Source organism: Bacillus andreraoultii (assembly GCF_001244735.1).
Taxonomy (GTDB): Bacteria; Bacillota; Bacilli; order Bacillales; family Caldibacillaceae; genus Caldifermentibacillus; species Caldifermentibacillus andreraoultii.
This window is the reverse complement of sequence record NZ_LN868936.1, coordinates 173,245-198,695: the sequence shown is the minus strand read 5'-3', so window position 1 is coordinate 198,695 and position 25,451 is coordinate 173,245. Positions and strand designations below refer to the sequence as shown.

Sequence of the window (25,451 nt, the reverse complement as noted above, 5' to 3'; positions counted from 1 at the left end):
TTTCATTGAGAAGCTGGTCTTTTCCTTATGGTCTAATAAACATTTGTGTCCAATAATGTCTACCTGATCCACCAGCAGCATAGCCTACACCAATTTGTGTATAGTTTGTACTTAAAATATTTGCCCTGTGACCTGGGCTGTTCATCCATGAAGTAACAACTGCTTGTGGCGTACTTTGCCCCTCAGCAATATTTTCCCCCGCAGCTGAAGAGCGAATGCCAAAGTTATTCATCATTGTAAATGGGCTACCATACGTTGGCGAAGTATGGGAGAAGTAACCGCGATCTCTCATATCCATACTTTTGTACCTAGCTACACGGGATAGCTCCCAATTATGAGTCATTGGTTTCAAACCAGCTTTTGCCCGCTCTTGGTTCACTAATTTTACAACTTGAGCTTCAAAGTTTTTCTCTGAAATCGCAGGGATTGTTAATTTTTGGTTTGGATAGATCATTGACGGGTTTTTAATTTGTGGGTTTGCCTTAATAAGTTCACTAATTCCTACTTGAAATCGCATAGCAATTTTCCACATACTATCCCCTGATTTAACTGTGTATGTAGTTTGACCGAAAGCGCTGGTAGGGAAAAGTAAAAACAGTGTAAATACCGCAACTATCAACCTTTTCATGCTATTCACCTCCTGAAATTACTGTACCCTTAAATAATTTTTTATAATAAGGAAGTTTTTAAAATAAAAGGAAGGAAAAGGGAGGGGAAAAATAATGTTGCAAATTGTCAAAATATTTATATAGATACTTTGGTGGAAGCCCTTTCATTTTCACTCTAAGTAACATATAATAAAATATGAACAATTTGTGAACAATTATTGTCTTATTTTTGAACTACTTATTCAAATTGTGGTTAATATTTGAACAGGAGGCGTGTTTAATGGGTAAATTTTTAATGGGTTTTTATTTTCTTGTAGGTCTTCTCTGTTCTATTAGTGTTGTCGGATCAATTCTTGTCGGTCATGTCTTACTTGTTTCTTGGTTACTTCTTGCAGTAGCAGTTAACTTTCTTATGTTTTATATGGTACAGAAAGCAGAACGAATGAAGAATGAGGGGAAGAAGAAACCAAAGCTCATACGAATTTGATAAGTTGGCCACTCTAAGTAATAATCACTATATTAGGTAACTGATACCTATTTAATAGTGATTTTTTTTGGATTTTTTTGGGAGAGGATAGAAAAATTATGTTATGATAAATTTGATATTTTAAAATATATCTTTAGAAGGGAATATAAGTTATAGTGAATCAATCGGAACAGTGGTCAACAAAACTTGGATTTATTCTTTCTGCTGCGGGATCAGCAATTGGATTAGGAGCAATTTGGAAGTTCCCGTATGTTGCAGGAGTTAGTGGTGGAGGAATTTTCTTCTTAATATTTTTGTTTTTTACACTCGTTATAGGTTTCCCATTATTATTAGCCGAATTTGTGATTGGAAGAAGTACACAACAAAATGCGATTCAAGCGTATAAAGTAATTGCACCGAATACAAAATGGTACTATATCGGTTATTTAGGGGTGATTACTTGTTTTATTTTGTTATCTTTCTATAGCGTTGTTGGTGGTTGGATAATTATTTATATCATAAATACAGCGTTAGGCAGGTTAAATGGGTTGAATGCTGCTGAATATGCGGATATATTTGGACAAACCATTTCCAATCCTTTGATTAGTATAAGTGTCCATTTCCTATTCATGCTCATCACAATCATTGTAGTTGGAAAAGGTGTACAAAATGGGATTGAAAAGGCAAGTAAAATTATGATGCCCTTATTGTTTATTTTGTTCACTTTATTAATTATTCGTTCGTTAACATTACCAAATGCGAGCCTAGGAATTAAGTTTTTATTTTATCCAGATTTTTCAAAAGTAACTTCGGAAGGGATTTTAGCCGCATTAGGTCAATCGTTTTTCACATTAAGTGTTGGGGTATCGGTCATGGTTGCTTATAGTTCTTATGTACCTAAGACGACGAATTTGTCAAAATCAGCTTTATCGATTGTCTGTATGAATATTTTTATCGTTATATTAGCAGGATTAGCTATTTTCCCAGCAGTTTTTTCATTTGGTTTAAAACCTGATTCTGGTCCAGTATTATTATTTCAAGTTTTACCAAATGTTTTTAATCAAATGACATTCGGGATGTTCTTCTTCTTATTGTTTCTAATTTTATTTTTATTTGCAGCCTTAACTTCGGCTTTTTCAATGTTAGAAATTATTGTGGGCGTCATTGCAAAGGGGAATCAGAAACTCCGAAAGAAATGGTCTTGGATCATTGGACTTGCTATCTTTATTTTCGGAATACCTTCAGCACTATCTTATGGTATATGGGCAGATTTCCAGCTATTTGATAAAATTATCTTTGATGTAGCCGACTATTTAGTTAGTAATATTTTAATGCCAATAGGAGCGCTACTGATTTCAATTTTTGTTCCTGCGAAGATGAAAAAGTCTATGATCTATGAAGAGTTGCAATCTGAGGGACCGATTCCAAAGGCGCTTTTTCAAGGGTGGTATGTCCTTGTACGTTACGTAGCACCGATTGCTATTATACTCGTCTTATTTGATCTACTCGGTATATGGGACACAATCTTTTGAGACATGAAAGGCAAGCTCTTAGTCGTTTTAATGAAGGACCACATCATATTTTGTGGTTCTTTTAACGTTAGTAAAGATAGGAGAGATTGCTTTAAAGAGGAATTTCTCCCAAAACATATTTTTCCAAGCATTTTCAAACGAAATAGTTATAAACAACATACAAACTGTGTTAAAATAGTAAACAGGAATGATTTACTTAGTAAGGAGCGTAATACAAAATGGATTATCGAGTATTGCTTTATTATAAATATGTAACAATAGAAGACCCAGAAACATTTACTGAGGAACATCTTCAATTTTGTAGAGATTTAGGTTTAAAAGGTCGGATTCATATTAGTTATGAAGGAATCAATGGCACAGTTTCCGGAACGGTTGAACAAACGGATAAATATATGGAAGCCATGAAACAAGACCCTAGATTTAGCGATATGATTTTTAAAATTGATGAAGCAGAAGGACATGCGTTTAAAAAAATGCACGTTCGCTTCCGTAAAGAAATAGTCAATTTAAGTCTTGAAGAAGATATCAATCCGAATGAGTTAACAGGGAATTATCTTCCACCAAAAGAATTTTTCAAAAAAATGCAAGATCATAATACCATTGTGATTGATGTAAGAAATGACTATGAGTATGATTTAGGGCATATTCGTGGAGCTGTTCGTCCAGATGTAAAAACATTCCGTGATACACCTGAATGGTTCCGTCAAAATAAAGATAAATTTAAAGGAAAGACAATTCTAACCTATTGTACAGGTGGAATTCGCTGTGAGAAATTTTCCGGTTGGTTAAAACGAGAAGGTTTTGAAGATGTATACCAACTTCACGGTGGGGTTGTAACTTACGGAAAAGACCCGGAAGTGAAAGGTCAACTATGGGATGGAAAATTATATGTATTTGATGAACGGATTAGTGTTCCAGTAAACCAAGTTGAACATGTTGTTGTTGGAAAAGACTATTTCGATGGAAAGCCTTGTGAGCGCTATGTAAACTGTGCAAATCCAGAATGTAATAAACAAATCCTTTGCTCAGAAGAAAATGAACATAAGTACTTACGTGGATGTACACATGAGTGTCGCGTTCACCCAAGAAACTTATATGTAAAAGAACATGGTTTGACAGAGGAACAAATTAAAGAAAGATTGGCTGCTATTGGTGAACAGCTCGATAGTAAGAAAGAAGCAGCTTTATAAATTTAGAATGAAGGGCTTATCTCTTTCAATGTGGAGATAAGTCCTTTTCATTTAGGCTGTTTTCCTTTGAAAAATATTGATGATCGCAAAATCTTTGGGGCGACTCCAAGATAATACCAATCACATTTCACTTCGAGCGATGTTTCGCTAACTCGATCATTCCTTATCCTATGGGAAACGTTCGCCTTATGCTGATCAGTCTAATTTTCAAATAAACGAGGTGTTAGAACAGAATCCAAACAAAAAATGGTATTAGGAAAGAACTAAAAATGGCTGATAAAATCATACCTGCAGAGCTGACTGAGCCAGTTTCTAAGTTGTATTCAAATGCTTTAGTCGTACCGATTGCATGAGATGCATTCCCAAAAGCCATTCCACGAGCAATATCATTTTCAAATTTACACAATTTAATTAAAAATGGTCCAAGTATAGCACCAGTAAATCCGGCAATCATAACATATACGGCTGTTAGTGAAGAAATACCACCAACTTGACTTGAAATTTGGATCGCAACAGCCGTTGTAATTGATTTTGAGAAAGCAGTTAAGATCATTTCTTTCGGATAACCAAGTATACTTAAAAAGATATAAACAGATAAAATATTTATGATGATAGCAAGCAGAATACTAAACATTATAGGTTGGAAGTATTTTGCTAATAGACTCTTATACTTATATAAAGGAAGAGCTAACGCTACAACAGTCGGCCCTAATAACTCATGAATCCATTTACCACCAATCATATAAGTATCATAGGAAGTATTTAAAAAGAGTAACAGGATAATTACGATAATCGTAGTTATTAAAGTAGGATTTAATAAGGGGTTTTTAAATTTTATATATAGCTTTTTTGCTACAAAGAAAATACCTACTGTTAGCAAAATCATACTTACACCAGTCATAAAATTACTCATGCCGTATTTTTCTCCTTTTCTCCAACAGGTGATTTCCCCCATTTTTCACAAATAAAACCAGACCCGATAAAAACAAGACAGCTACTGATGATTAAACTAAAAACAAGAAGTAAACCTTTCCCTTGAAAGATTTGAAAATAATTCATGACTCCGACCGTTGCAGGGACGAGGAATAACATCATGAGTGATAAAAGAAAGTTTGCTCCTGTATCAATATATTTTTCCGGAAGAAGTTTACTAGATAAGAGGATAAATAATAATAATAAGCCAATAATACTTCCCGGAATGGTTAAGTGTAGTTTTACTTGAATAAATTGACCAAAGAAGTAAAAGGCTGTAATGAAACAAGTTTGCAAGCCTATTTTTATAAACTTTATCATCTTACCAGCCTCCATAAATGATTATCTGTTAAATAACAGTTACTTTATTTTACACCCTGTATCAATGAAACTCAATGAAAAAGTATGATAATGAACATACATAAGGTCATAAGAAAAAGCCATAGATTATAATTTTATATAAAGAAAACTCAAGTGTCCACAAGCGTTGGCGAAATGAGAGACAAAGTTCGCTGAACGGAAAGAGAGTTTTTCGGCTTTGATGGAATGTTGCTTACACCTTCCTTATGTGCTTATGCGTAAAGGAAAGTAGAAATGAGAGAGCAAATAAAAAGCCTCCACATAAAAGTGGAAGCTTTAAAAGTAAAGATTAGTGAATGGAGTGTCCTGCTGTCATGACCCAAATAGATCCGATGACAATAACAACTGCCATGAATATCGCATAGACTGTATGAACAACTTTAGAGTCACGGTCTTCTCCTTCAGTCATATGCATGAACATGAATAGTTGCAATCCTGCTTGGGCAACTGCAAAAATTGCTATGATTAACATAATCGTACCTTTTGCTAGTGAAGTTTGAAAGGCAACTAACAGTGTAGCGATTGTTAATGCGATTGATAAAAGAAACCCAACAACATGACCATAGGGGAAACCTTTTTCTACTTTACCGTTCATTTAAATTGACCCCCCTACATAAATAAATGTAAAGATGAAAATCCAAACAACATCAAGGAAATGCCAATATACTCCCCAAATATGAACCTTTGTTGCAGTAGCTGGTGTAATCCCTCTTTGGAGCAATTGAATAATAACCAATATAGCCCATACAATCCCTAGCGTTACGTGAGCACCGTGCGTACCTAATGTTGTTAATAAGCTAGATGTAAATGCACTTGTTTGAATTCCAGCTCCAACAGATACATAATGGATGAACTCATTAATTTCCATGTATAGGAAGCCGCCACCAAACAATAACGTAATGATTAACCAAGTAATTAACCCTTTTACGTTACCCCGTCGCATTTGATGAATAACGAGACCAGCTGTAAAGCTACTAGTTAAAAGAAGCATTGTCTGAATGACGACATCTTTCATAACAAATATTTCTTTACCAGTAGGGCCGCCCGCGGTTCTTTGATGAAGAACCCCATAGACGGCAAATAATGTTGCAAACAAAATAATTTCAGCTGCGATAAAAATCCAGAAACCAAGTATATTTAACTTTCCTTGTTCCGATTGATATTCCGTAGGTACAGAGTGATTAATCATTTTGCTTTCCATTTCGAATCACCTCTCCATGTACGCTCTTTCTCGATGATTTCCTCAACCGGTACATAATAACCATCATCGTATTCAAATGAGCGTTTAATCATTCCTGCGAACACGAGAATAGCTCCTATTACAGCTAATGGAATCCATTCGAACACAAGGAAGAATCCAAATGCTAAGAATGCCGCTCCCATGTATACAGGCTGTCCTGAATTACTTGGCATATGAATTGGTTTTAATTGTTTCGGATCGAGTGTTAAATCTTCTTTGTTTTGCTTCATTTCCCAGTAAGCATCTAGTTCTTTAACTTCTGGTGTTACTGCAAAGTTGTAATGTGGTACAGGTGTTGCAGTAGCCCATTCTAAAGTTCTTGCTGTGCCCCATGGGTCGTTTGCAGTTGTTCTCTTTTCGTAACGAATACTCCAGTAGATGTTGTAGCAAAGTGCGGCGAAACCAGCTGCTAAAATAAGCGCACCTACTGCTGACAATGCATATAATGGCCAGAAACCAGAATCTGCAGAGTATGTGTACATCCGTCTTGCTGCTCCTTGTAGTCCAAGGAAGAACATTGGGAAGAATGTTAAGTTAAATCCAATATTAAATAACCAGAAATGCCATTTACCAATACGTTCGTTTAATTTAAAGCCAAATACTTTTGGCCACCAATAGTAAAGTGCTGCGAATACTGCATAGACAACACCAGGAATCAATGTGTAATGGAAGTGAGCAACTAAGAACAATGTATTATGATATTGGAAGTCTGCTGAAGCCATTCCAAGCATAACCCCTGTTACCCCACCAATTAAGAAGGTTGGAATAAAGGCAAGTGCCCACATCATTGGTGCTGTAAATTCAATTCGACCTTTCCGCATTGTAAACAACCAGTTAAAGATTTTAATCCCTGTTGGAACAGCGATTGCCATCGTTGTAATTGAGAATACGGAGTTAACTGCTGGTCCGACACCCATTGTATAGAAGTGGTGAACCCAAACAAGCATACTTAGTGCTGAAATAACAACGATTGCCATAACCATTGATGTATAGCCGTATAGACGTTTTTTCGAGAATGTTGCTACAACTTCTGAATAAATACCGAATGCTGGTAGAATAACGATATACACTTCTGGGTGACCCCATAACCAGAATAGGTTTGCCCAAAGCATATCTAATCCGCCACTTGAAACGGTAAAGAAGTGTGATCCGAATATACGATCCATTGTTCCCATTAATAATGCAATGGTAAAAATAGGGAACGCAATAACAATGATTAAAGAAGTAATTAATGTCGTCCAAGTGAACATTGGCATTTTCATTAACTTCATTCCTGGTGCACGCATTCTTAAAATCGTGGCAATAAAGTTAATACCTGTCATTAACGTACCAAAACCAGCGATTTGAATGGCCACCATATAGAAGTTGTTCCCGATACCCGGTGTAAACTCTTTACCTGCAAGAGGGAAGTATGATGTCCATCCTGCATCAGGAGATCCTCCGACAACGAAAGAAATATTAAATAGCATTGCCCCTGCAAAAGTTAACCAGAAGCTTAATAAGTTAAGTTGTGGGAAAGCAACGTCACGTGCGCCGATTTGAAGTGGCATAACAACGTTCATAATCCCGATTAACATAGGCATTGCCATGAAAAGAATCATAATAACGCCATGAGTTGTAAATACTTCATTATAGTGCTGTGCATCTAAAAATGTATTTTCTGGAACAGCTGTTTGAGCTTTCATCATTAAGCCGTCGACACCGCCACGGAAGAACATTAATACCCCCATGATGATGTACATAATCCCAATTCTCTTATGGTCAACTGAAGTGAACCATTCATCCCATAAATATTTCCATTTTTTAAAATAAGTTAGGCCAACAACAATACCAACCATTGTTAGTACGATTGCAATTTGTGAACCTAAAATTAGTGGATCACCTGTGATCAATATTTTATCCCATTTAATGTCCACTATGGTCACCTCCATGATGGTCACTATTTTCTGTATCGTTGTCTACATTTTTATTTTTATCCGTAAATGTTTTTCCTGGATAACCATGAACACGGTATAATTCAGGGTTTAAATATTCTTTTGCATTGTGATCGGCATGGTCTACCCATTCTAAATGAGTATTTGAGTATGTTTCTCTACCTAAGTGTGAAGGTTCGAGTTTCTTCGCGTATTCATCTTCTGTCAATTTTGGTGCTTTTTCTTGTACTTCTTTTACCCATTTATCAAAATCTTTTTGTGATTGGGCAAGTACTTCAAATTCCATTTCTTTAAAACCTTTACCATTAAAGTTGGAATTTCGACCAAAGTAAGAACCTTCATGCTCTGCAACAATATAAAGTTCTGTTTCCATTTTTGCCATCGTGTACTTTTGACCACTTAAGGCTGGAATCCAGAAAGATTGCATAGTTCCTGCTGATGTTAATTTAAATTCAACTGGACGATTAACTGGAATGTTTACATAGTTAATTGTTTCGATATTTTGTTCTGGGTAGCTAAAAATCCATTTCCAGTCAGCAGATGTAGCGTGAATCACTAATGGTTTTTGATCCTCATAACCTGCTGGAACTTCTTCTAAATTATATAAAGTTTTTACAGTTGGAACCATTAAGATAATAACAATAATGAATGGAATGGCAGTCCAAATAATTTCAATTAAATGGTTACCTTTTTGTTGTGGTGGTTCATAATCTGCATTATCTGGACGAGCGCGATATTTCCAGACAATGTATATAAACATTGCAATAACTACTGCCATGATTAGTCCAATCCATACAAGAGACCAATTAATAAGATCCTTAATCGTTTCAGCTTGAGGTCCCTTTGGATTAAAGACAACCAATTCAGCCATTTCACAGCCGCTCAAAAAGAAAACGAGCATCAGTGAAAGTGCCGATAAAAATAGGCTTTTCATCTTTCTCATATGACTCTCCCTTTCTATAAAATTATTATTCATAAATTAAACATAAATTGATAGATTTGTTCACACATTTGTTTAAATTTGTTCACAATTCAGACAAAAGTGTTAATTGATTCACAAATCCGTCAATAATCTTGCATGTAAAGGTTTTCTAACGTAAATAATTAGTAAGAAAGTTATTACAATATAGTTAACACTACACTTATATTGTAAACCATTTTTTAGTGAATGGAACCCTTAATTGTTACAAATTGGTTAAGGATATTTTTGTAATTACTATAAACAACATAACTAGCATAAATTGGGGGCGATTTCCATTGACAATTGGTTATAATTATTTTACAAAAATATTTATTGGAAAACAAAAGAAACACTTCCCTTCTATTATTTATAGAAATACGACTCATAAATCATTCGATTCCAAGCCATACTAATAATGATATTCACTGGAATATCAAATCCTGCCAAGAGGTGATATAATGCCGGTTTATCATGATGCTGACCGTACGACAAAATTATTTCGCCATAATTGGACAAGACCGAAACGTGCAAAATCGCAAGTAAATGGTCATACAGAAATGTCTCAAAATAATATTATCTTGCGAAGTAATGCGAAGGCTCATCGTTGGTAGGAAAGAAGAAGGGTAGGAGAATTTCCTACCCTTTTTTCTTTCATTCCCTTTTCCCGTCATATATTTGATGGTATCATTAGAAAAGTGTTTATGGAAATTTGAATTTATCACTATCATTCATACTAGTGAAATATAAAAATAAACTATTGATATGGACATGTCTAGTAGAGGTGGTTAAAAATGGAAAATTGGATTACCGGTTTAATGGAACAGTTTGGGTACTTTGGCGTTTTTATAATGATTTGCTTAGAAAATGTGTTCCCACCTATTCCATCAGAAGTGATTCTTACCTTTGGTGGTTTTATGACGACACATACAAAGATGACGGTGTTAGGAGTTATCTTTGCTGCAACAGTCGGGTCTGTGCTTGGCGCCGTTATTTTATATGGAATTGGTCGTTGGCTTGATGTTGAAAAATTGGAGCGGATTGTTGACCGCTGGGGCTATATATTACGTGTGAAAAAAGAAGATGTGCAAAGAGCAGATCGGTGGTTTCAAAAATATGGCTATTGGACAGTCTTCTTTTGTCGGATGGTTCCACTCATTCGTAGTTTAATCTCAATTCCTGCAGGGATGGCTCACATGAATTTTCCACTCTTTTTGTTCTTTACAACAATTGGTACAGTCATTTGGAATGCAATTCTTGTTGGGCTTGGAGCAAAATTAGGAGCATCGTGGGAAACAATTGTCCACTATATGGATATTTATTCCAATATTGCCTATGCGATTATCGGCATTGCCATTGTGGCGGTACTCATTTACTTTTTCCGCCGTCCGAAAAAACAAGGATAAAGAAAAATCAATCAGTGGAGATGCTATTTTCACGCTAGATTGTTTGAAGTGTTAGATAAATAAGACGAGAATCTACATATTATATATGAAGGAGAATTTTTTCTATGGACTTTCTTATGTTTTTAAAGGTAATCATTTTAGGAATGGTAGAAGGGTTAACTGAGTTTGCACCGGTTTCCTCAACAGGACACATGATTATTGTTGATGATCTTTGGTTACAATCAAAGGAGTTTCTAGGAAATCAATCGGTTGCCAATACATTTAAAGTAGTTATTCAATTAGGTTCAATTTTAGCTGTTGTCGTTGTTATGAAGGATCGAATACTCGATTTAATAGGACTTGGAAAGAAGTCATATAAAGTAGGACAAAATCCTCCTGCTCATTTGAAATTAACACATATTCTTGTAGGAATTATTCCTGCAGGTATTTTGGGTGTTTTATTTGAAGATGTTATCGATGAAGTTCTTTTTGGCTATCAATATGTCGTATATGCTTTAATTGCAGGGGCCATCTTAATGATTTTTGCAGATCAATTTAGTAGTAAACGACCATCAGTTGAAACAGTTGATCAAATTACGTACAAACAAGCATTTTTCATTGGGTTATTTCAATGTTTATCGTTATGGCCTGGATTTTCACGTTCAGGTGCAACGATCTCTGGTGGGGTTATTATGGGACTTAGTCACCGTGCAGCATCAGATTTTACATTTATTATGGCAATCCCTATTATGGCCGGAGCAAGTTTCATCTCATTACTGAAAAATTGGGAGTTTATTACGATAAGTGCTTTACCGTTTTTCATCGTTGGTTTTATTAGTGCATTCATTTTTGCTTTACTATCCATTCGCTTTTTCTTAAAATTAATTGATCGTATTAAGCTTGTCCCATTTGCCATTTATCGAATCGTATTAGCGGTACTGTTACTATTATTTATTTAATATGAATATCATTGAACCAGTGAATTTTCTTCACTGGTTTTTTTAGGCTAATTGGAAAATAGAAATCGTCCATTTTCAACTACTCTATACGCATAAGCGCACAAGGAAGGCTCTAGCAGTATTACAATCAAAGCTGAAAAATTCTCTTTCATTTCGGCGAACTCTAGTTTCTTTGGTTGTCTGGAGGCTTTAGCACCTTGAGTTTTCTTTATTTAACCTTCAAAAAATGTAATTGTATTTAAGAGAGGCAGTATGGTTTTGAGGAATGCGAGGATTTTTTAGAAAATGAAATAGAGGCTGCTTTTCTGAACGGTTTTGTTCAAGTAAGCAGCCTCTAGATCTATATTAAAAAGGAAGGAGAGCCTTGATGTTTCTTAGTATAGGGGGTAAATATGAAAAAATTATGAACAAAGTATGAAGCAATCATTAAATCGAAAAAGGTTGCTATTTTTTTGTTCAAGATTTATTTTGATTGTAAGGGTAAAAGATAAATAGTGGAGTGGATTAATAATGAAAGTTCTAGTAATTGAAGATAATGAAAGTGTCTGTACAATGATTGATATGTTTTTTATTAAAGAAGGAATACAGGGGACTTTTGTTCATGATGGAATAGAAGGCTTTGAACGAGCAACAGCGGAACAATGGGATTTACTTATTATTGACTGGATGTTACCAGGAATGGATGGGGTAACGATATGCCGTAAAATACGTGAAGAAAAAAACAATGTCCCAATCATTATGTTAACAGCAAAGGATTCCGAATCAGATCAAGTTCTTGGCCTTGAAATGGGAGCAGACGATTACGTTACAAAACCGTTTAGCCCTTTAGCTTTAATCGCACGAATTAAGGCAGTGACGAGAAGAGCGCAGTACACAACTCAAACAGAAGAAGTAACAGATCTTGTTGAAACGACTCATTTTAAAGTGAATAAAGAAACACGGGAAGTTTGGTTAGATGGTGTACCAGTTGAGAACTTAACACCAAAGGAGTTTGATTTATTAATATTTTTCCTTCAACATCCAAGACAAGTATTCTCTCGAGAACAAATTCTTGATCGTGTTTGGGGATACCAATTTTACGGTGATGAACGAACGGTTGATGTTCACATTAAACGGTTACGGAAAAAGCTTGAAAAAGAGAAGCAACCATTTTTTCATACCGTTTGGGGTGTAGGTTATAAATTTGATGAGTTGGTTGAAAAATGAAACTTAAATATATGTATCAACAAATGTTAAGTCATATTGGTATCATTACCATCGCGTTCCTCATACTAAGCTTATTAGTTTCTCAATATGTTGAATCTCTAGTATTTAAAAATAAAGAAGAGGAATTGTCCAACTTTGGTGAAGAAATATTAGACGAACTAGATTCCAGTTTCTTAACGAATACATTTATATTGAATCAATATCAAGAAGTGTTAAAAGAGAGGAAGATTTATTTAACTTTATTTGACTCGGATGGACAGATTCAATATCCGATTGAAAATCGAAATTTAAAGATTCAATTTACGAATAAAGAATGGGCCAAAATTTTAAATGGGGATAAAGTTGTTGTAAATGTTGACTTTAATCGCTTTGATCAAGCTGTTTCACTTGTCATTATTCCTTTTAAAAAAGGGGATATTTTAGTAGGGGGAATTTTATTAACTGCTCCTGTTAGTGGAACAAGAGAAATGATTAAAGAATTCAATCGATATCTCATCATAACCGTTTGTATTACACTAGGTATTTCCTATATTATTAGTTGGTTTTTATCAAAAATACATGTCCACCGTATTAAACAATTACAAAAAGCAACGTCAGCGGTAGCAAATGGAAATTATGATATTACAGTTCGGGATTCTGATTTTGATGAAATTGGCGAATTAGCAGGGGATTTTAATAAAATGGTGGAAAAACTTAAAATTTCAATGGAAGAGATAGAGAGTCTTGAAAACCGAAGACGGCAATTTATGGCGGATGTTTCTCATGAAATGCGTACGCCACTTACAACGATTAGTGGAATTATTGAAGGTTTGCAAAATGATATGATTCCTGAAAGTGAGAAGGAAAAAGGCTTGGAGTTAGTAAGTAAGGAGACGAAAAGATTAATTCGGCTTGTAAATGAAAACTTAGATTACGAGAAAATCCGTTCAAACCAAGTGAAACTTAATAAAGAAGTTATTGAATTAATGGATGTCTTTGAAATTGTTAAGGATCAACTGACGATTTTAGCGAATAAGCAAAGAGATGAAATCATTATTGATACGGAGGAAAATTCGACTGTCTATGCTGACTATGATCGTCTCGTTCAAATTTTATTAAATATTACGAAGAACAGTATTCAGTTTACAGAAGCTGGGGTGATAAAATTAATCGGGAAAAAGGAAAAGGATGCTACGGTTATTGAAATTACAGATACCGGAATTGGCATTGACCCGAATGATGTGGAAAAAATTTGGCGTCGCTTTTATAAAGCGGATTTGTCGAGAAGAAGTAATCCGTTTGGTGAATTTGGACTAGGATTATCAATTGTGAAACAACTCGTTCTCCTCCATAATGGGAACATACATGTTGAAAGTGAAAAGGGAAAAGGGACAAAATTTACGATTTGGTTACCAATGCCAATGAAGGGGCACGATCGTAAACGGTAAATTGCAAATCATTTTGGGTAACGCTCATTATGTGCTAAAATATGTTAACTATCGAAATAAAAGATAGGTGAGTTTTTTTGATCTAATTGGAAAGTTTACATTCTCCCATTTCTACTTTCCTTTTGCGTATAAGTGCTCAAGGAAGGCGTAAACAGCATGCCATCAAAGCTGAAAAAAAGCTTTTCCGGCGAACTCTAGTCTCTTTTGTTTCCTGAAGGCTCTATCACCTTAAGTTTTCTTTAACTGGAATATCCTTTAGGAAAAATTTTAAAACAATTAAACGAGGTGTGATATAGGTGAAAATTGAAGTATGGTCGGATTTTGTATGTCCGTTCTGTTATATAGGTAAACGTCGTTTGGAAATGGCATTAGAACAGTTCCCTCATCGTGACCAAGTAGAAGTTATTTTTAAGAGCTTTGAATTAGATCCGAATGTCGAGACGGACTATTCAGTGACAATAGACGAAGCGATTGCAAGAAAATACGGAATATCTTTAGAACAAGCCAGACAATCAAACGAAAGCATTATTAACCAGGCAGCTTCCGTTGGGTTAAACTATGATTTCAGTCAGATGACACCAACAAACACATTTCGAGCCCACCGACTTGCTAAATATGCAGAAAAGCAAGGAAAATTAATGGAAATGACAGAAAGATTATTGAAAGCTCATTTTGAGAATGGTGAACGCATTGATGAAGTGGATACATTAGTCCAAATTGCAGGAGAAGTTGGCTTCGAACAATCTGACGTTCAAAAAGTGCTGGAAAGTAATCAATTTACAAATGAAGTTCGTAATGATGAGACGGAAGCTCAATTATTAGGTGTACAAGGAGTACCGTTTTTCGTCATTAATCGTAAATATGCCATTTCAGGTGCCCAACCTTTGGAAGTATTTGTAAGTGCCTTGCAAAAAGTTTGGGAAGAAGAACATGGTACAACCCAACTACAATCATTTGGAACAGATGAAGTGGCAAACTGTACAGCAGATGGTTGTGCCATTCCAGAAAAAGATAATAATTAAAAATTTGAAAGGGGCTGTCCAGAAAGAGTGTATTTTTGACTTTTGGATGTCCCTTTTCATATTTTAAAACATTGATATATCAACTTTGATTATCATATTTTTGGGGTTATCCCCTTTTTAAATTAGGAGTGTTTGGACAAATGCTGATGATTATATGAGTTGAAATTAAAGTTGAAATTTGAATTGATTGCTCAGGTTATCACAAGGTAGTCGGAAACGAGACAAGAGGGAGTCTATGTAACTGAAAACTTTGTTCCCAATGTGAAAAATGGCTCATACATTGCATCAATGAGCCCGAAATAGCGTTGGTAACGAAAAAAGAGGCCCATAGAACGCGTCTATGAACCCAAATTTGACCGAATCACATGAAAAACGGCTCATAGAACGCGTCTATGACCCCAAATTTGACCGAACGACATGAAAAGTGGCTCATAGAACCTCTCTATGAACCCGAATTTGACTGAAACACATGAAAAACGGCTCATAGAACGCGTCTATGAACCCGATTTTGACTGAAACACATGAAAAACGGCTCATAGAACCTTTCTATGAACCCGATTTTGACCGAAACACATGAAAAGTGGCTCATAGAACGCGTCTATGAACCCGATTTTGACTGAAACACATGAAAAACGGCTCATAGAACGCGTCTATGAACCCAAATTTGACCGAACGACATGAAAAGTGGCTCATAGAACCTCTCTATGAACCCAAATTTTACCGAACGACATGAAAAGTGGCTCATAGAACCTTTCTATGAACCCGAATTTGACCGAATCACATGAAAAACGGCTTATAGAACGCGTCTATGAACCCAAATTTGACCGAACGACATGAAAAGTGGCTCATAGAACCTTTCTATGAACCCGATTTTGACTGAAACACATGAAAAGTGGCTCATAGAACGCGTCTATGACCCCAAATTTGACCGAACGACATGAAAAGTGGCTCATAGAACCTTTCTATGAACCCGAATTTGACTGAAACACATGAAAAGTGGCTCATAGAACGCGTCTATGACCCCAAATTTTACCGAACGACATGAAAAGTGGCTCATAGAACCTCTCTATGAACCCGATTTTGACTGAAACACATGAAAAACGGCTCATAGAACCTTTCTATGAACCCGAATTTGACTGAAACACATGAAAACTGGCATATAGAACGGGTCTATGAACCCAAAAAGGGGTGACGAGCACAAAAATTGGCTCATAGAACAGGTCAATGAACCCAAAAAGGCGTGTCGAACGCGAAAAGTGGTCCATAGAACTGAACTTTTTATCAAATTGGGCATCTATCGTTCTCGTAGAAGACCGTTTAACCGAACTTCAAAGCAATTGGGTCGTCTCGTCAATAACTCTTCTAGATGAGAGTCTTACCAAATTTTTCATTTTGTAATAAAACAATGTGAATATCTATTGTTTGCTTTCGAGAAATTGCTTAAAATAAGAAATAAGAACTATAACTTTTGACATAAGTCTCATGCTAATTTTCTAGATAAAAAGAAAATGTACTCAAGTTACAGGACAATTATGGAAATTGGAGGAGGATTCAATGAAGTTTTACAACAATCTAAAATTTCGTCTAAAGTACCGTATCGCGATTGTGGGAACGATACTAATGTTTTTAATTGCAGCATTAATTGTTGGTGTGAACCTTTGGGATATTCGTGCCAATATACCTGATGTGAAAATTCAAGCTCAGTTAATGGGTTTATTTAACATATTAATTATTTCTATTATTGCAGCGGCATTTGTTGGTGCGATACTCGTGTATCTTATTAGCAGAGGAATTGAAAAAAGTCTTCAAAATGTCGTAACTGTAGCAGGCGAAATTGCTAGTGGAAATTTACAAGTGGCCGACTTAAAATTGACATCCAATGATGAAATTGGACAATTAGGACAAGCAATAAACATGATGAAGGGTAACTTAAATACGATGATTACCCACATGAATTATATTTCTAATCGGGTTTCTGATAAAAGCAAAGTATTAGCTAATAGCGCGAATGAAATACAAGAAAGCAGTGAACAAATCGCAACAACGATGGAACAACTGTCAATGGGGTCAGAAACACAAGCCTCATCAGCAAATGATTTATTTGAAAAAATGCAAGGATTTATGGAAACGATTGCTGACGCTGTTTATAAGTCTCAAGATGCAAAGAAGACTTCGGAAAATATGGTCAGTATTACGAATCAAGGTAGCGAAAATTTAGAAGTATCAACTCAGAAGATGGGCGAGATTAATGAGAAATTCCACCAATCCTTGGAGATGGTTAAAGGTTTAAATATGAAAATAAAAAATATTAACCAGCTCATTGTTGTCATTAAAGAAATTGCAGATCAAACGAATCTATTAGCATTAAATGCATCAATCGAAGCGGCTCGTGCTGGGGAACATGGTAGAGGTTTTGCGGTAGTTGCAGATGAAGTGCGAAAACTAGCCGAACAAGTAAATGCATCGATTAGTAATATTAATAATATTTTAAAAGACATTCAAGACGAATCAAATCATGTGCTTGATTCATTAGAAACGGGTTACCAATTAGTCGACGATGGTACGGGACAAATGGAAATTACTGGTGATACATTTAAAAAGATGTTCCAAACAATAGATGATGTTGTTGTCCAAATCGAATCCATGGCTGATTCTTTATATCAAATTATTGACAACTCACAACCAATAACGAATTCTCTTGAGTCAATTGTCTCAATTACACAAGAATCCGCAGCAGGAATAGAAGAAACGTCCGCAAGTATTCAACAATCAACAAATAATATAAAAACAATTTACACAGATGCTCAGGAATTAGAGAAAGAAGTAGATACGTTAAAAGATGTTATTAAAAATTTTAAAGTTTGAATGAGATAAATAGAGTTGGTTAAAAGAATGGCCCTTAACTAGTAAAAAGATAAGTTGAGCGGCCATTTTTTTGTACAATAGAATATTTTGTTACATCCACAGCCTTTGAATAGAATGATGACCACTGAAATGATAAGCGCTCTTCATATTTTTCTTGTAGGAAAGGATAAATTTTTATATTTCTCATTCCTATACGCTAAGCTGAAAATGACGGTTTCCGTTTCGCCAAGGCTCAAGCCCTAAATTTTGAAAGAAACCAAGTGAGAAAATCAACTAGAAGAGCTATAGACGCCCATTTCAGGATAAAACACCTGAAACGGTCATCAAGAGCGGTTCTAGACGCCAAATTCAGGTAAAAATTGCATAAAAAGGTTATCTAGAATGGTTTTAGACGCCCATTTCTGGTGAAAATCTTCTCAAACGGTCATCAAGAGCGCCCTATGAACGGAAAAACGGGTGAAAAGTTCATCTAGAAGAGCTATAGACGCCCAATTCAGTAGAAAGACAAGTTAATCGGTCATTCATAGCATCTGTAGATCCCCAATTAAAAGAAATAAAGATGAAACGGTCACTTGAATGGTTGCCTATTAATAATATCCCGAATATCAGCAAATACGACACAGTCCCCAACAAAAAATTCATCAAAACTTAAGAGAAATCTATTGCAACTGAAGAAAAATCATGTATAATAAGGAATTGTGATTAAATAGTAAACATTAAGTTTACATATATAAAACTTTATTTACTAATAGTTTACTTTTGATAAACATCATAAAAATGAGGGAATGCGGATGAACCGTGGAATTGGTAAGAAAATAAAAAATTTAAGGCTAAAAAAAGGTTTAACGCAAGAAGAATTAGGTGAACGAACAGATTTAAGTAAAGGATATATTTCTCAAATCGAACGAGATCTTAGTTCTCCATCCATCGAGACGTTTTTTTCTATTCTAGAAGTACTTGGGTGTTCACCGAAAGAGTTTTTTGATGATAAAGATAATGACCAAAAGGTTGTTTATGGGGAAGAAGACCAAACTGAGTACGTTGACGAAGATTACGGCTATAAGGTGCAATGGTTAGTTCCTGAGTCCAATGAAAACGATATGGAGCCAATCATTCTTACACTCGAGCCTGATGGTAAGTTTAAAGAGTTCGAACCGTCTTTATCTGAAACCTTTATTTATGTATTAAAAGGAAAAATTGTTGTTAGATTAGGGAAGACTATGTATGTTGCTAAAGAAGGGGAAGCCGTTTATTTTCACGCTTCCAATGAGCATCAAATTTATAATGATTATGATGGTAGATCAGAAATTTTACTTGTAGCAACAGATTCGTACTTATAATGGATCGTTTTAAAAGGCCGTTTTCCCAAAAATTGTTTCTATACGAAGACAGCCTTAAAACGAACAAATACAAGAACTAGTATTAATGATTAAAGGGGGAGAACAAATGGTAGAGCAACCAATTATTCGCTTTGAAAATGTAACAAAACAATATGATGATGATTCACCGATTTTAGATAATGTGAGTTTTGAAATGGAAAAAGGAAAGTTTTATACACTACTCGGTCCATCTGGTTGCGGAAAAACAACAATTCTCCGGCTCATCTCTGGCTTAATTGAAGCAACAAGCGGAAAAATTTACTTTAAAGACAAACTCATCAACCATGTACCAGCGAATAAAAGACAAGTAAATACCGTTTTCCAAGATTATGCACTCTTTCCACATTTAAATGTGTATGAAAATGTTGCTTTTGGTCTCCGAATTAAAAAGATGAAAAATGAAGAGATTGATAAAAAGGTAAAAGAAGCTCTTCGTTTCGTTAACTTAGCCGGATTTGAAAACCGTGAGATTAAAGAGATGTCAGGTGGACAAAGACAGCGGGTAGCTATCGCTCGGGCAATTGTTAATGAGCCAGAAGTTCTTTTATTGGATGAACCCCTTTCAGCGCTCGATTTAAAACTGCGGACGGAAATGCAATACGAATTACGTGAATTGCAACAACGGTTAGGAATTACCTTCGTATTTGTCACTCATGATCAAGAAGAAGCACTTGCGATGAGCGATGAAATCTTTGTTATTAATGAAGGACAAATTCAACAAAAAGGTACTCCGAGAGATATTTATGATGAACCAATTAACCGCTTTGTGGCAGACTTTATTGGGGAATCCAATATTTTAAAGGGAAAAATGATTCAAGATTTCTTAGTCGAGTTCGATGGTAAAAAATTTGAATGTGTTGACCAAGGATTCAAGAACAATGAACCGGTTGAAGTTGTCATTCGTCCAGAGGATTTAGAGATTACAACAACAGATCGGGGAAAAATTAAAGTGAAAGTGGATACGGTCCTATTCCGTGGAGTTCACTACGAAATTATCGGATATGATGAAAATAATAATGAATGGATGGTTCATTCGACAAAACGAGCAGAAATTGGCGATGAGATTGGTCTTTACTTTGATGAAGAAGCAATCCACGTTATGAGATTTGGTGAAACAGAAGAAGAGTATGATGCAAGACTAGAAAGTTATGATGTGCAAGGTGAAGAACATGCAGACTAGAAGTCGTAACTATTACTTAGTCCCTTACATCATCTGGATTGCATTATTCGTCATCATGCCGATTTTACTCATCGTGTATTATTCTTTTATTGATATACACGGGAACTTTACGTTAGCAAATTATAAAAACTTTTTTACTCCTGTTTATTTAAAAATGACATTCAGTTCATTTTGGTATGCACTTTTAATAACAGCTGTTTCGTTACTCGTTTCTTACCCAACGGCATTTTTACTAACAAAAACAAAGTATAAACAGCTATGGTTATTATTAATTATTATCCCGTCTTGGATTAATTTGTTGTTAAAAGCTTATGCATTTATCGGTATTTTCGGTACGTATGGGTTTGCCAATGCGATGTTAGAAGTATTCGGGATTGGTGAACGACAACTTTTATTTACTGATTTTAGTTTTATTTTTGTATCGGTTTATATTTTTATCCCGTTTATGATCTTACCAATTTTTAATGCATTAGATAAATTAAATCCATCTTTTATTGATGCTTCAAGAGATCTAGGTGCATCAGCTTGGACGACTTTTCGCCGGGTCATTTTCCCACTTACATTTGAAGGGGTTAAGTCAGGTTGCCAAGTGGTCTTTATTCCTGCACTCAGCTTGTTCATGTTAACAAGACTGATTGCTGGAAACCGAGTAATTACATTAGGGACGGCGGTTGAACAACATTTTCTCGTAACCCAAGATTGGGGAATGGGGTCAACTATTGCTGTATTCTTAATTATCATTATGGTCATCATTATGCTATTAACTGGAAATAGAAAGCGAGGGCTGTAGATGAAAGGAAAGTTAAAACTATCAACAATATATTTGGCTGTTGTTTTTCTAATTTTATATGCCCCGATTTTCTATTTAATGTATTACTCTTTTAATAGTGGCGGGAAAATGTACGAATTCCACAAGTTTACATTTGAGTGGTATAAAGAACTCTTTCAAGATACTCGACTTTTCATTATCGTGTTAAATACCATTATTATTGCACTTCTATCTTCGGCGATTTCAACAATTCTAGGTACAATTGGTGCGATTGGTATTTGGCACTTAAAGAAAAGACAAACAAAAAATGTACTTTTATCATTAAATAACATACTCATTGTTAGTCCAGACGTCATTATTGGTGCTTCATTTTTGATTTTCTTTACGATGGTAGGGATAAAATTAGGATTCTCGTCTGTACTTCTATCACATATCGCCTTTTCAGTACCAATTGTCGTCATTATGGTTTTACCAAAACTACAGGAAATGAGTTCGACGCTCATTGATGCTGCAAGAGACCTCGGGGCAAGTAATGTTAATGTGTTAACGAAAGTATTATTACCTTATATTACACCGGGAATTTTTGCTGGCTTCTTTATGGCACTGACGTATTCATTAGATGATTTTGCCGTCACGTTTTTTGTAACAGGAAATGGTTTCTCAACATTATCCGTTGAAATCTATTCAATGGCACGTCAAGGGGTATCGTTAACAATTAACGCCCTTTCAACCATTTTATTTTTATTTACTATCCTACTTGTCATTGGCTACTACTTTATTTCGAAACGGAATGGTCGGATTGTCGGATTGGGGGCTAGAAAATGAAAAACTTAGTTCAAGCTTTTGCTGCCGTTTTTATCGTTTCCTTTGTCCTCATATTTTTAGTTAATCATTTGAATGCTTCACAAGGATATGCAGGTGGAAATACGATTACGGTCTATAATTGGGGCGAATATATCGATCCTGCTTTAATAAAACAATTTGAAAAAGAAACAGGCATAAAAGTCATTTATGAGACATTTGATTCCAATGAAGCAATGATGGTGAAAATCCAGCAAGGTGGCACTACTTATGATGTAGCGATGCCATCTGAATATGCGATTGAAAAGATGAAAGAAGACGATCTTTTATTAAAAATCGACCATTCAAAGCTACCAAATCTAAAAAATATTGATCAGCGGTTTATGGATTTATCTTTTGACCCAGGTAATGAGTATTCCGTACCCTATTTTTGGGGAACAGTAGGTATTGTTTATAATCCAAAAATTTTAGGGAAGCGGGAATTTCACAGTTGGAATGATCTTTGGGCAGACGACTTGAAGAATCAAATTCTTTTAGTAGATGGAGCCCGTGAAGTAATTGGTTTTGGCTTAAATAGTTTAAATTACTCGTTAAATGATACAAATGAAGCGCATTTACAAGAAGCGAAAAATAAATTAGTTACATTGCAACCGAATATTAAGGCCATCGTTGGGGATGAAATTAAAATGCTCCTCGTTAACGAAGAAGCGCCAATTGGTGTTGTATGGTCTGGGGATGCAGCCGATATGATGGCGGAAAATGAAAACTTAGATTATATTGTCCCAGAAGAAGGTTCCAACTTGTGGTTTGACAATATGGTTATACCAAAAACGGCAAAAAATGTAGAAGGTGCCCACAAATTTATTAATTTCATGTTAGATGCAGAAGTTGCCGCACAAAACGCTGATTATGTTGGCTATTCAACACCGAATAAAGCAGCACTTAAGTTATTACCAGAAGAAACAGTGAATGACGATCGATTTTATCCGTCAGAGGAATTAACGAAGCGACTTGAAGTTTATGCGAACCTTGGGAAAGAAATGTTAAGTCATTATAATGAACTTTACCTAGAATTTAAGATGCATACAAAGTAAGAAGGAAAGTCCTGTGTTACCGTAAGACGTTCTCTTTTGGAATACAGAATATTTATAAGCATGGTAATTAGCAAAAAAGCATGACCTTTCACATATGGAATCGTTCATGCTTTTTTCTTTTATTTATCTTAAAGCGGCAACAACTTCTTTAATACGGCAAGAGGTTTTACATGAAAAAAATTTCGATTCACATTTGTACTGGATAAGATTGTTTCGTCCAATAACGGATAGTCATAAAGTTTCCCTTCATAGACGCATTCAAACCGGGGGTGGATTAAGAAATCATTCGGTGTTACTAAGGCAGACGGTAACTCCCATAAATTCAATCCACTTTCCTTAAGAACTTCAGCGACAAATTGGGAACAAAAATAAGCATTACGTTTTGCAATGGGATAGCGAAAGAGTACACCAATCAGTCCAAATAAATTATAGGAAAATATTTCTTTGTTATTTTCAAACATTCTGATTTTATCGCGTATACTTATATATTCAACTTCAGTAATCTCCGTTTTCAGTAATAAACATCTAGTATTATAATAGTAACGGTACGTTCCGTAATACACATCTTCCTTTATAAATCCAGCAATCAATGGATTCTTTGGCCGTTTTCTACCAAAACTATATATTTCATCAAGCTTTTCATCGAACACAATGGATACATGATTATACGGTGCATTGGTAAATCTTTTAATCATTTTCGTGAATAAGGTCCCCGTATCTGTTAATAAAATATAAACAACTCTTCTATCATTTTCCATAATCTCTTCTCCCTAAACCACCCTGTTTTGTAATAGGTGAATAACATGTGTTAAAGTATTGACATTGTTATAGTTTATAATTATATTATGGAATACGAATAACAATGATTTAGGTTTCATCATTATTCATTTTTGTTTTGTAAAATTTTAAAGGTGAGTATTGAATGGTTCATTCATTGACTTCATTCATCGTATTTCGTTCTGTAACGACCTATGTTATAAATAGTATAGTAAAGATTAATAGTTTTGTAAAAGATATTTGTAAAGGAGCAGGTATGATGTATAAAAGGATTGTCAAATTATTTCTAGCCCTTGCCGTTTTTACTTTGATGAGTAGTGGGCAAATGGTTCTAGCAAGTGATAATAAGGATAAAGTGATTGATGAGAAAAATGGACCAACGATTGTTGTATTAGGAGAACGATTGTCTGAACAGCAAAAGGCAGAAACGAGAAAACTATTGAAAGTTGATGAAGAAGCGGAAATTAAGGAAATTATTGTAACAGGAAGTGACGCTGCAAAATTTATTAATGGCGATCCTAATTCAAACATGTATTCATCGGCAAAAATTAAACGTCTTGATAAAGGACAAGGAATTCGTGTTATTCAAGTGACACCAGAAAATATTACAGAAGTGACGAATGATATGTACGCCAATGCACTGATTACAGCCGGTGTGGAAGATGCTCAAATTGAAGTAGCTTCTCCTGTAAAGGTAACCGGACATTCAGCACTAACGGGGATTTTTAAAGCTTATGAAGTTACTGGAGAAAAACTAGATACAGCAAGACTTGAAGTTGCGAATGAAGAACTTGATGTCGCAACAAAACTAGCTGAAGATGCGGGTGTTGATAAAGACCAAGTCAGCCAATTATTAACAGAAATTAAACAAGCCATCGCTGACCAAAATCCAGCAACGAAAGAAGAAGTTGAAAAAATTGTTCAAGAGCAACTAAATAAATTAAATATTGAACTTTCACCAGAATATAAACAAATGCTTATTGACCTATTTGATAAAATCCGTGGTTTAGATATAGACTTTGGTAAAGTGAAAGGGCAATTAGAAGACTTAGCTTCAAATATTCAAAAGAAATTAGAAGATGCAGGAATTGATAAAGGATTTTTCCAATCGTTAATCGATTTTATTAAACAAATTTTTCAAGCAATTGGTCAGTTCCTGAAAAATCTTTTTAGTTAAATATAGGGGATTTTCCAAATTATACCTGTAAGGTTAGACGGTCATCGCAAAAATCTCGTCTTCTTTACAGGTATTTTTATTTTTGTAAAAGTAGTAAAAGCGAGAAAAAATGTGAATACCAATGGGTCAGTAAACATATAGTTTATTATT

General features: G+C 35.1%; 24 protein-coding genes and 1 pseudogene. 17 read left to right on the top strand and 8 right to left on the bottom strand.

Annotation, left to right across the window (positions count from 1 at the left end; all coding sequences use genetic code 11):
* Positions 1-25: 25 nt before the first annotated feature.
* Complete coding sequence (gene safA, locus BN2144_RS04045; RefSeq protein WP_033827043.1) at positions 26-628, bottom strand: SafA/ExsA family spore coat assembly protein; 603 nt, start codon at positions 626-628, stop codon at positions 26-28.
* 260 nt (positions 629-888) lie between these two features.
* Between safA and BN2144_RS04040 the strand changes: the two genes are divergently transcribed.
* From BN2144_RS04040 to trhO, 3 genes are all read left to right on the top strand, one after another.
* Positions 889-1,095 carry a hypothetical protein gene (locus tag BN2144_RS04040; protein WP_033827042.1) on the top strand — a complete coding sequence of 69 codons (207 nt, stop codon included), beginning with the start codon at positions 889-891 and terminating at the stop codon, positions 1,093-1,095.
* Positions 1,096-1,250: 155 nt separating this feature from the next.
* Positions 1,251-2,606, top strand: coding sequence for a sodium-dependent transporter (locus BN2144_RS04035; RefSeq protein ID WP_033827041.1), 1,356 nt, complete (start codon positions 1,251-1,253; stop codon positions 2,604-2,606).
* Positions 2,607-2,824: 218 nt separating this feature from the next.
* Complete coding sequence (gene trhO / locus BN2144_RS04030) at positions 2,825-3,796, top strand: oxygen-dependent tRNA uridine(34) hydroxylase TrhO (protein WP_033827040.1); 972 nt, start codon at positions 2,825-2,827, stop codon at positions 3,794-3,796.
* A 223-nt stretch (positions 3,797-4,019) separates the two neighbouring features.
* On the opposite strand, the gene BN2144_RS04025 is transcribed toward trhO, so the two are convergent.
* From BN2144_RS04025 to qoxA, 6 genes are all read right to left on the bottom strand, one after another.
* Complete coding sequence (locus BN2144_RS04025) at positions 4,020-4,709, bottom strand: LrgB family protein (protein ID WP_033827039.1); 690 nt, start codon at positions 4,707-4,709, stop codon at positions 4,020-4,022.
* On the bottom strand, positions 4,706-5,089 hold the full coding sequence (locus tag BN2144_RS04020; RefSeq protein WP_033827038.1) for a CidA/LrgA family protein: 384 nt from the start codon (positions 5,087-5,089) through the stop codon (positions 4,706-4,708). Before BN2144_RS04020 ends, BN2144_RS04025 begins: the two co-directional genes overlap by 4 nt.
* Positions 5,090-5,417: 328 nt before the next feature.
* Complete coding sequence (gene qoxD / locus BN2144_RS04015; RefSeq protein WP_033827037.1) at positions 5,418-5,723, bottom strand: cytochrome aa3 quinol oxidase subunit IV; 306 nt, start codon at positions 5,721-5,723, stop codon at positions 5,418-5,420.
* On the bottom strand, positions 5,724-6,329 hold the full coding sequence (gene qoxC, locus BN2144_RS04010; RefSeq protein WP_230199705.1) for a cytochrome aa3 quinol oxidase subunit III: 606 nt from the start codon (positions 6,327-6,329) through the stop codon (positions 5,724-5,726).
* Complete coding sequence (gene qoxB, locus BN2144_RS04005) at positions 6,314-8,284, bottom strand: cytochrome aa3 quinol oxidase subunit I (RefSeq protein WP_033827036.1); 1,971 nt, start codon at positions 8,282-8,284, stop codon at positions 6,314-6,316. The genes qoxC and qoxB overlap by 16 nt, the downstream gene beginning before the upstream one ends.
* Positions 8,274-9,236 (bottom strand): cytochrome aa3 quinol oxidase subunit II, encoded by a 963-nt coding sequence (qoxA, locus tag BN2144_RS04000; RefSeq protein ID WP_033827132.1) that lies wholly within the window; start codon positions 9,234-9,236, stop codon positions 8,274-8,276. Before qoxA ends, qoxB begins: the two co-directional genes overlap by 11 nt.
* Positions 9,237-9,721: 485 nt before the next feature.
* Between qoxA and BN2144_RS19035 the strand changes: the two genes are divergently transcribed.
* From BN2144_RS19035 to BN2144_RS03945, 13 genes and pseudogenes are all read left to right on the top strand, one after another.
* Positions 9,722-9,874 (top strand): YpzG family protein, encoded by a 153-nt coding sequence (locus BN2144_RS19035; protein ID WP_075047793.1) that lies wholly within the window; start codon positions 9,722-9,724, stop codon positions 9,872-9,874.
* Between the two features lie 180 nt (positions 9,875-10,054).
* On the top strand, positions 10,055-10,666 hold the full coding sequence (locus tag BN2144_RS03995; protein WP_033827035.1) for a DedA family protein: 612 nt from the start codon (positions 10,055-10,057) through the stop codon (positions 10,664-10,666).
* 104 nt (positions 10,667-10,770) lie between these two features.
* On the top strand, positions 10,771-11,604 hold the full coding sequence (locus BN2144_RS03990) for an undecaprenyl-diphosphate phosphatase (RefSeq protein WP_033827034.1): 834 nt from the start codon (positions 10,771-10,773) through the stop codon (positions 11,602-11,604).
* 510 nt (positions 11,605-12,114) lie between these two features.
* A complete protein-coding gene (locus BN2144_RS03985; protein ID WP_033827033.1) occupies positions 12,115-12,810 on the top strand; it encodes a response regulator transcription factor in 696 nt (231 codons plus the stop codon).
* Complete coding sequence (locus tag BN2144_RS03980; protein ID WP_033827032.1) at positions 12,807-14,237, top strand: sensor histidine kinase; 1,431 nt, start codon at positions 12,807-12,809, stop codon at positions 14,235-14,237. Before BN2144_RS03985 ends, BN2144_RS03980 begins: the two co-directional genes overlap by 4 nt.
* 296 nt (positions 14,238-14,533) lie before the next feature.
* The gene (locus tag BN2144_RS03975) at positions 14,534-15,259 is read left to right on the top strand and encodes a DsbA family oxidoreductase (protein ID WP_033827031.1); all 726 of its coding nucleotides are present in this window, start codon (positions 14,534-14,536) and stop codon (positions 15,257-15,259) included.
* Positions 15,260-16,813: 1,554 nt separating this feature from the next.
* Positions 16,814-17,182 (top strand): annotated as a pseudogene (locus BN2144_RS20855) (HAMP domain-containing protein); the annotation flags it as partial.
* On the top strand, positions 17,174-18,124 hold the full coding sequence (locus BN2144_RS03970; RefSeq protein ID WP_407638006.1) for a methyl-accepting chemotaxis protein: 951 nt from the start codon (positions 17,174-17,176) through the stop codon (positions 18,122-18,124). The pseudogene BN2144_RS20855 and the gene BN2144_RS03970, both read left to right, overlap by 9 nt.
* Positions 18,125-18,915: 791 nt before the next feature.
* Entirely contained in the window at positions 18,916-19,464 is a 549-nt protein-coding gene (locus BN2144_RS03965) for a helix-turn-helix domain-containing protein (protein WP_033827030.1), read from the top strand.
* A 106-nt stretch (positions 19,465-19,570) separates the two neighbouring features.
* Positions 19,571-20,683, top strand: coding sequence for an ABC transporter ATP-binding protein (locus BN2144_RS03960; RefSeq protein ID WP_033827029.1), 1,113 nt, complete (start codon positions 19,571-19,573; stop codon positions 20,681-20,683).
* Positions 20,673-21,473 carry an ABC transporter permease gene (locus tag BN2144_RS03955; RefSeq protein ID WP_033827028.1) on the top strand — a complete coding sequence of 267 codons (801 nt, stop codon included), beginning with the start codon at positions 20,673-20,675 and terminating at the stop codon, positions 21,471-21,473. Before BN2144_RS03960 ends, BN2144_RS03955 begins: the two co-directional genes overlap by 11 nt.
* Positions 21,474-22,277: an ABC transporter permease gene (locus BN2144_RS03950; protein ID WP_033827027.1), complete on the top strand. Its 804-nt coding sequence runs from the start codon at positions 21,474-21,476 to the stop codon at positions 22,275-22,277.
* Positions 22,274-23,347 carry an ABC transporter substrate-binding protein gene (locus BN2144_RS03945; RefSeq protein WP_033827026.1) on the top strand — a complete coding sequence of 358 codons (1,074 nt, stop codon included), beginning with the start codon at positions 22,274-22,276 and terminating at the stop codon, positions 23,345-23,347. The genes BN2144_RS03950 and BN2144_RS03945 overlap by 4 nt, the downstream gene beginning before the upstream one ends.
* A 128-nt stretch (positions 23,348-23,475) precedes the next feature.
* Here the strand turns inward: BN2144_RS03945 and BN2144_RS03940 are convergent, their stop codons facing one another.
* A complete protein-coding gene (locus BN2144_RS03940) occupies positions 23,476-24,105 on the bottom strand; it encodes a hypothetical protein (protein WP_075047792.1) in 630 nt (209 codons plus the stop codon).
* A 164-nt stretch (positions 24,106-24,269) separates the two neighbouring features.
* On the opposite strand from BN2144_RS03940, the gene BN2144_RS03935 reads away from it, so the two are divergent.
* A complete protein-coding gene (locus tag BN2144_RS03935) occupies positions 24,270-25,301 on the top strand; it encodes a DUF1002 domain-containing protein (RefSeq protein WP_326563983.1) in 1,032 nt (343 codons plus the stop codon).
* Positions 25,302-25,451 lie beyond the last annotated feature (150 nt).

Coding starts and splice junctions, on each gene's coding strand:
- safA (WP_033827043.1), bottom strand. CDS start 628: ATGAAAAGGTTGATAGTTGCGGTATTTACACTGTTTTTACTTTTCCCT.
- BN2144_RS04040 (WP_033827042.1), top strand. CDS start 889: ATGGGTAAATTTTTAATGGGTTTTTATTTTCTTGTAGGTCTTCTCTGT.
- trhO (WP_033827040.1), top strand. CDS start 2,825: ATGGATTATCGAGTATTGCTTTATTATAAATATGTAACAATAGAAGAC.
- BN2144_RS04025 (WP_033827039.1), bottom strand. CDS start 4,709: ATGAGTAATTTTATGACTGGTGTAAGTATGATTTTGCTAACAGTAGGT.
- BN2144_RS04020 (WP_033827038.1), bottom strand. CDS start 5,089: ATGATAAAGTTTATAAAAATAGGCTTGCAAACTTGTTTCATTACAGCC.
- qoxD (WP_033827037.1), bottom strand. CDS start 5,723: ATGAACGGTAAAGTAGAAAAAGGTTTCCCCTATGGTCATGTTGTTGGG.
- qoxC (WP_230199705.1), bottom strand. CDS start 6,329: ATGGAAAGCAAAATGATTAATCACTCTGTACCTACGGAATATCAATCG.
- qoxA (WP_033827132.1), bottom strand. CDS start 9,236: ATGAAAAGCCTATTTTTATCGGCACTTTCACTGATGCTCGTTTTCTTT.
- BN2144_RS19035 (WP_075047793.1), top strand. CDS start 9,722: ATGCCGGTTTATCATGATGCTGACCGTACGACAAAATTATTTCGCCAT.
- BN2144_RS03995 (WP_033827035.1), top strand. CDS start 10,055: ATGGAAAATTGGATTACCGGTTTAATGGAACAGTTTGGGTACTTTGGC.
- BN2144_RS03990 (WP_033827034.1), top strand. CDS start 10,771: ATGGACTTTCTTATGTTTTTAAAGGTAATCATTTTAGGAATGGTAGAA.
- BN2144_RS03985 (WP_033827033.1), top strand. CDS start 12,115: ATGAAAGTTCTAGTAATTGAAGATAATGAAAGTGTCTGTACAATGATT.
- BN2144_RS03980 (WP_033827032.1), top strand. CDS start 12,807: ATGAAACTTAAATATATGTATCAACAAATGTTAAGTCATATTGGTATC.
- BN2144_RS03970 (WP_407638006.1), top strand. CDS start 17,174: ATGATGAAGGGTAACTTAAATACGATGATTACCCACATGAATTATATT.
- BN2144_RS03965 (WP_033827030.1), top strand. CDS start 18,916: ATGAACCGTGGAATTGGTAAGAAAATAAAAAATTTAAGGCTAAAAAAA.
- BN2144_RS03960 (WP_033827029.1), top strand. CDS start 19,571: ATGGTAGAGCAACCAATTATTCGCTTTGAAAATGTAACAAAACAATAT.
- BN2144_RS03955 (WP_033827028.1), top strand. CDS start 20,673: ATGCAGACTAGAAGTCGTAACTATTACTTAGTCCCTTACATCATCTGG.
- BN2144_RS03950 (WP_033827027.1), top strand. CDS start 21,474: ATGAAAGGAAAGTTAAAACTATCAACAATATATTTGGCTGTTGTTTTT.
- BN2144_RS03945 (WP_033827026.1), top strand. CDS start 22,274: ATGAAAAACTTAGTTCAAGCTTTTGCTGCCGTTTTTATCGTTTCCTTT.
- BN2144_RS03940 (WP_075047792.1), bottom strand. CDS start 24,105: ATGGAAAATGATAGAAGAGTTGTTTATATTTTATTAACAGATACGGGG.
- BN2144_RS03935 (WP_326563983.1), top strand. CDS start 24,270: ATGGTTCATTCATTGACTTCATTCATCGTATTTCGTTCTGTAACGACC.